Origin of the sequence: Streptomyces sp. adm13(2018) (assembly GCF_008042145.1) — a bacterium.
In the GTDB taxonomy this organism is placed as follows: domain Bacteria; phylum Actinomycetota; class Actinomycetes; order Streptomycetales; family Streptomycetaceae; genus Streptomyces.
In genome coordinates this window covers 240,654-246,022 of the sequence record NZ_RDBH01000129.1, presented here as the reverse complement: position 1 = coordinate 246,022, position 5,369 = coordinate 240,654, and the positions used below count along the sequence as shown (strand labels likewise).

General features: G+C 71.8%; 5 protein-coding genes and 1 pseudogene. 2 read left to right on the top strand and 4 right to left on the bottom strand.

Translation table 11 applies throughout. The annotated features are described in order from the left end of the window. Window positions 1-249: 249 nt before the first annotated feature. Window positions 250-831 (bottom strand): hypothetical protein, encoded by a 582-nt coding sequence (locus EAO70_RS17750; RefSeq protein WP_148005202.1) that lies wholly within the window; start codon window positions 829-831, stop codon window positions 250-252. Between EAO70_RS17750 and EAO70_RS17745 the strand changes: the two genes are divergently transcribed. Next, entirely contained in the window at window positions 826-891 is a 66-nt protein-coding gene (locus EAO70_RS17745; RefSeq protein ID WP_261993035.1) for an adenosylhomocysteinase, read from the top strand. The genes EAO70_RS17750 and EAO70_RS17745 overlap by 6 nt on opposite strands. Window positions 892-1,056: 165 nt before the next feature. Here the strand turns inward: EAO70_RS17745 and ahcY are convergent, their stop codons facing one another. From ahcY to manA, 3 genes are all read right to left on the bottom strand, one after another. After that, the gene (gene ahcY, locus EAO70_RS17740) at window positions 1,057-2,511 is read right to left on the bottom strand and encodes an adenosylhomocysteinase (RefSeq protein WP_148003923.1); all 1,455 of its coding nucleotides are present in this window, start codon (window positions 2,509-2,511) and stop codon (window positions 1,057-1,059) included. A gap of 452 nt (window positions 2,512-2,963) precedes the next feature. Then, window positions 2,964-3,932, bottom strand: coding sequence for a cation diffusion facilitator family transporter (locus tag EAO70_RS17730; protein WP_148003921.1), 969 nt, complete (start codon window positions 3,930-3,932; stop codon window positions 2,964-2,966). A gap of 66 nt (window positions 3,933-3,998) precedes the next feature. Next, window positions 3,999-5,141, bottom strand: a complete 1,143-nt coding sequence (gene manA, locus EAO70_RS17725; RefSeq protein ID WP_148005201.1) for a mannose-6-phosphate isomerase, class I — start codon at window positions 5,139-5,141, stop codon at window positions 3,999-4,001. On the opposite strand from manA, the pseudogene EAO70_RS17720 reads away from it, so the two are divergent. Continuing rightward, window positions 5,116-5,369: pseudogene (locus EAO70_RS17720) on the top strand (mannose-6-phosphate isomerase); the annotation flags it as partial. The gene manA and the pseudogene EAO70_RS17720 sit on opposite strands and share 26 nt — an antisense overlap.

The window sequence follows — 5,369 nt, the reverse complement described above, 5'->3', positions numbered from 1 at the left end:
ACCTGGGGCGCCCGGGGCGGGCTGGACCGCGGAGACGGCAGGGACGGCGGGGCCTGGGGCGCCAGGGCCCGGTGGGACCACAGAGGCTGTGGAGGCTGCCCGGGCCTCGGCGGCGGGCGTTCCCTCAGGGGCGCCTTCGTCGGGGGCCCCGCGGTCTGTCTCGCCGGTTGCCCCGACTCCCGCGGATGGCGGGCCGGCGGGCGCCGCGCCCGCTACCGGTTTCGCGCCGCCTGCCTGAGCGGTTCCTCGTCAGGGGAAGACCGAGGGCGGGGTCGCCAGGTCCTCCAGTTCGATGCCGGGGGCCGAGAGGACCACGTCGCCGGCGATGTGGACGGTGTGCCGCTCGCCCGTGTCCAGGCTGCTGACCTGGTACTCGTCCACCATCAGGGGGCCGTTGTCAGTGGCGTGCGCTTCACTTCTCAGCAGGGCCCAGGACTGGTCGACCGTGAGGGGGGCGAGCACCGGGTCCGTGAGGGTGACGAGCCTGACACGGGTCTCGGGGGAGGCGGGGGTGAGACGCAGGAGTCGCGTGAGCGCGACGAGGAACGCCGGGGAGGTGCCGGTGAAGGCATGGGCGCGCACATTGCCTTCGGTGGCATGGGTTCCGGTGGGGTCCGTGCGGACCCAGGTGACGCCGTCGAGGGCCGCGCCGCGGACCTGCCAGCCGGCGGCGTGGAGTTCCAGGCGGATGGGGCGGCCGAGTTCGTCGACGGCCAGGTCGACGGAGCCTCGGTGGTCGCCCGAGGGGGTGGTGATCTGTGAGACGTAGCGCCAGCCGGAGGGGCCGGGCGCGCAGTGGAAGTGTTCGTCACCGAGGGGGGTGTGATGCAGGCCGCCTACATCGGCGTCGACGTCGAGGGCCCGTTCAAGCCGGACCACTACCGCTACTGATGCCCCGGCCGGCGGCGCCCGCGCGCTGACGCGGCGCCGTCCCGGACACCCGTAGAGGAACTCAGGCAGGCCCCCCGCACCCCCGTGCCGGGGGGCCTGCCTGAGTTCCTCTACGGGTGTCCGGGACGGCGCCGCGTCAGCGCGCGGGCGCCGCCGGCCGGGGCATCAGTAGCGGTAGTGGTCCGGCTTGAACGGGCCCTCGACGTCGACGCCGATGTAGGCGGCCTGCTCGGGGCGGAGGGTGGTCAGCTTGACGCCGAGGGCGTCGAGGTGGAGGCGGGCGACCTTCTCGTCGAGGTGCTTGGGGAGCACGTAGACGTCGGTCGGGTACTCCTGCGGCTTCGTGTAGAGCTCGATCTGGGCCAGGGTCTGGTCCGCGAACGAGTTCGACATGACGAAGGAGGGGTGGCCGGTCGCGTTGCCCAGGTTGAGCAGGCGGCCCTCCGACAGCACGATGAGGACCTTGCCGTCGGGGTACGTCCAGGTGTGGACCTGCGGCTTGACCTCGTCCTTGACGATGCCGGGGGTCTTGGCGAGGCCGGCCATGTCGATCTCGTTGTCGAAGTGGCCGATGTTGCCGACGATGGCCTGGTGCTTCATCTTGGCCATGTCCGTGGCCATGATGATGTCCTTGTTGCCGGTCGTGGTGACGAAGATGTCGGCCTTGTCGACGACCTCGTCGAGGGTCGTGACCTGGTAGCCGTCCATCGCCGCCTGGAGCGCGCAGATCGGGTCGATCTCGGTGACGATGACGCGGGCGCCCTGGCCGCGGAGGGACTCGGCGCAGCCCTTGCCGACGTCGCCGTAGCCGCAGACGACGACGGTCTTGCCGCCGATGAGGACGTCGGTGGCGCGGTTGATGCCGTCGATGAGGGAGTGGCGGCAGCCGTACTTGTTGTCGAACTTCGACTTGGTGACGGCGTCGTTCACGTTGATCGCCGGGAAGAGCAGGTCGCCGGCCTGGTGCATCTCGTACAGGCGGTGGACGCCGGTGGTGGTCTCCTCGGTGACGCCGCGGATCTCGGACGCCAGCTGGGTCCACTTCTGCGGGTTCTCGCCGAGGGTGCGGTTGAGGAGACGGAGGATGTGGCCGTACTCCTCGCTGTCCGCGGTGGCGGGGTCCGGGGCGGAGCCGGCCTTCTCGAACTCGACGCCCTTGTGGACGAGGAGGGTGGCGTCACCACCGTCGTCGAGGATCATGTTCGGGCCGCCGGTGGGGGTGTTCGGCCAGGTGAGGGCCTGCTCCGTGCACCACCAGTACTCCTCCAGGGTCTCGCCCTTCCAGGCGAAGACCGGGACGCCCTGCGGGTTCTCCGGGGTGCCGTTCGGGCCGACGGCGATGGCCGCGGCGGCGTGGTCCTGGGTGGAGAAGATGTTGCAGGAGGCCCAGCGGACCTCGGCGCCGAGGGCGACCAGGGTCTCGATGAGGACGGCGGTCTGCACGGTCATGTGCAGGGAGCCGGTGACACGGGCGCCGGCGAGGGGCTGCTGCTCGGCGTACTCGCGGCGGATCGACATCAGGCCGGGCATCTCGTGCTCGGCGAGGGTGATCTCCTTGCGGCCGAAGGCGGCGAGGGAGAGGTCGGCGACCTTGAAGTCCTGGGTGGCGGCAGTCGTCATGACTGAGCTGCTCCTCGTGTGTTCGCGTGCGAGGGTCGGTTGGGGCGCAGGGCACCTCGGAGGCTCTCCGGACACAGGAATGCCCGGGCTTTCCACGGTGCCGTCGTCGGAGGCCCTCTCTCCCTCGGCCGGTCCTGCGGACCGCCCGACCGCCATCAGCAGCGACGTCTGGCTGGTCACGAATCTACACCGGACGGCGGGGCGGGCCACAGTCCGCGGCGGACGGCCGGGCTTGATCGCGACCCCGTACATGCGCGCGAGACCCCCGGGACCAGGGGGTCTCGGGGGTCTCGGGGGGCGCTGTCCTGGGCCGGTCACCGACGGCGCCCCCCGAGGCGCCAAGGCCCCCGAGCTGCCCGTCGTCCTCCTGGAGGACCTCGGCGCCCTCGTCGGCCTCGTCCTCGCCCTCGGCGGGTGGCCCGTTCCGGCGGACGGCCGGTGCCGGACGGGGGTCAGCTGTCGGTGTCGTCCGGGGTCTTCGCCAGGTCGGTGCGGGCCGGCTCGGGCTTCCGCTCGTCGTACACGTCGGGCTCCAGGTAGATGACCCGGGCGATCGGGACGGCGGCGCGGATGCGGGCCTCGGCGGCGTTGATGGCGTTCGCGACCTCGGCCGCCGAGTCGTCGTGCTGGACGGCGATCTTGGCGGCGACGAGGAGTTCCTCGGGGCCGAGGTGGAGGGTGCGCATGTGGATGAGGCGGGTGACGGTCTCGCCGTCGACGACCGCGGCCTCGATCCGCTTGACCTCCTCGGTCCCGGCGGACTCGCCGAGCAGCAGCGACTTGGTCTCGGCGGCCAGCACGATCGCGATGGCGATCAGCAGGACGCCGATGCAGAGGGTGCCGATGCCGTCCCAGACGCCGTCGCCGGTGAGCAGGGCCAGGCCGACGCCGCCGAGGGCGAGGACGAGGCCGACGAGGGCGCCGAGGTCCTCCAGGAGGACGACGGGCAGCTCGGGGGCCTTGGCGCGGCGGACGAACTGCGTCCAGGTGAGGCCGCCGCGGATCAGGTTCGACTCCTTGATCGCGGTGCGGAAGGAGAACGACTCGGCGATGATCGCGAAGACGAGGACGCCGACCGGCCAGTACCAGGCCTCGATCGGGTGCGGGTCGTGGATCTTCTCGTAGCCCTCGTAGATGGCGAACATGCCACCGACGGAGAAGAGCACGATGGAGACGAGGAAGGCGTAGATGTACCGCTCGCGGCCGTAGCCGAAGGGGTGCTGCGGGGTCGCTTCGCGCTGCGCTTTCTTGCCGCCCAGGAGGAGCAGACCCTGGTTTCCGGAGTCGGCGAGCGAGTGGACGCTCTCGGCGAGCATCGACGACGAACCGCTGAAGAGGAACGCCACGAACTTGGCTGCGGCGATCGCGAGGTTGGCGGCGAGTGCCGCCACGATCGCCTTGGTTCCGCCTGACGCGCTCATGGGTGACGTGGTCCCTTCGTCGATGCACCGGCTCTGTCGCCGCGGGTTCGGCCGGTCATTGTTGCATCAGGCCACGACGGTGGCGCGGAATACCGTCCCCGTACCGGTCAATTCGGTCCTCTCCCCCGCGGGTACGAAGACCGATTCGCCCGCCGCGAGGGTGACTTCGCCCGCTTTCGGGCGTCCCGCGACGGCCAGCAGGATCTGCGGGGCGGGGATCGTCAGGTCGGTCGGGGCGGCGCCCTCGGGCCGGACGAGGCGGGAGAGGCGGAACTCGTCGATCGGGGTGTCGTAGACCTCTTCGCCGGACGGGGAGGCCTCGGGGCGCAGGACGGCCGGGTCGGTGGGTTCGAAGCGGACCACGCGCAGCAGTTCGGGGACGTCGATGTGCTTGGGGGTGAGTCCGCAGCGCAGCACGTTGTCGGAGTTGGCCATGATCTCGACGCCGAGTCCCGAGAGGTAGGCGTGCGGGACGCCCGCGCCGAGGTAGAGGGCCTCGCCGGGCTGGAGGGTGACCCGGTTGAGGAGCATCGCGGCGATGACGCCGGGGTCGTTCGGGAAGTGGTGGGCGAGGGTGGCGTACGGGGCGTAGTCGCCGCCGAGCCGGTCCGCGGCGGCGGCCGCCTCCGTCACCGTGTGCGCCATCTCCTCCGGGTCGGCGGTCAGCAGCGCCGTCATGACCTCGCGGAGGGCGGCCTCCTCGGGGTGGGCGTGCAGGAGGTCGACGTACGGCTTGAGCGAGTCGACGCCGAGCCCGGCGATCAGGTCCGCGGTCTCGGCCGGGGCGCGGAATCCGCAGAGTCCGTCGAAGGGGGTGAGGGCGCAGATCAGCTCGGGCTTGTGGTTGGCGTCCTTGTACGTGCGGTGCGGGGCGTCGAGCGGGATGCCTGCGGCTTCCTCGGCGGCGTGGCCCGCCCGCGCCTGGGCGAGGTCGGGGTGGGCCTGGAGGGAGAGGGGGGCGCCGGCGGCGAGCACCTTCAGCAGGAACGGCAGCCTCGGTCCGAACGCGGCGACGGAGCGCTCGCCCAGTTCGCCCACCGGATCGGCGTCGATCAGCGCGTTCAGCGCGCCGCGCTCGGTGCGGGAGGGTGCGCCGGGGTGCGCGCCCATCCACAGTTCGGCCTGGGGTTCGCCGGTCGGCGCGGTGCCGAGCAGCTCCGGGATGGCCGTCGCACCGAACGAGGCCCCGAACGAGTACGCCGAGAACATCGCGGCCAGCCCCGGCACCCTGTGGGCCCTGTTCACCCCGCTGCTCATGCTGCTCGACCGGGTCGGCCTCCTGGAGGCGCCGCCCGAGGCGCTGGAGAAGGTCGCCGACCGGCTCGACCGTACGGCGGAGCGCTGCGGCCCGGCCATCGCCACGTACAGCAACCCGGCCAAGACGCTCGCCGCCGAACTCGCGGACACCCTGCCGCTGATCTGGACGGAGGGCGCGGC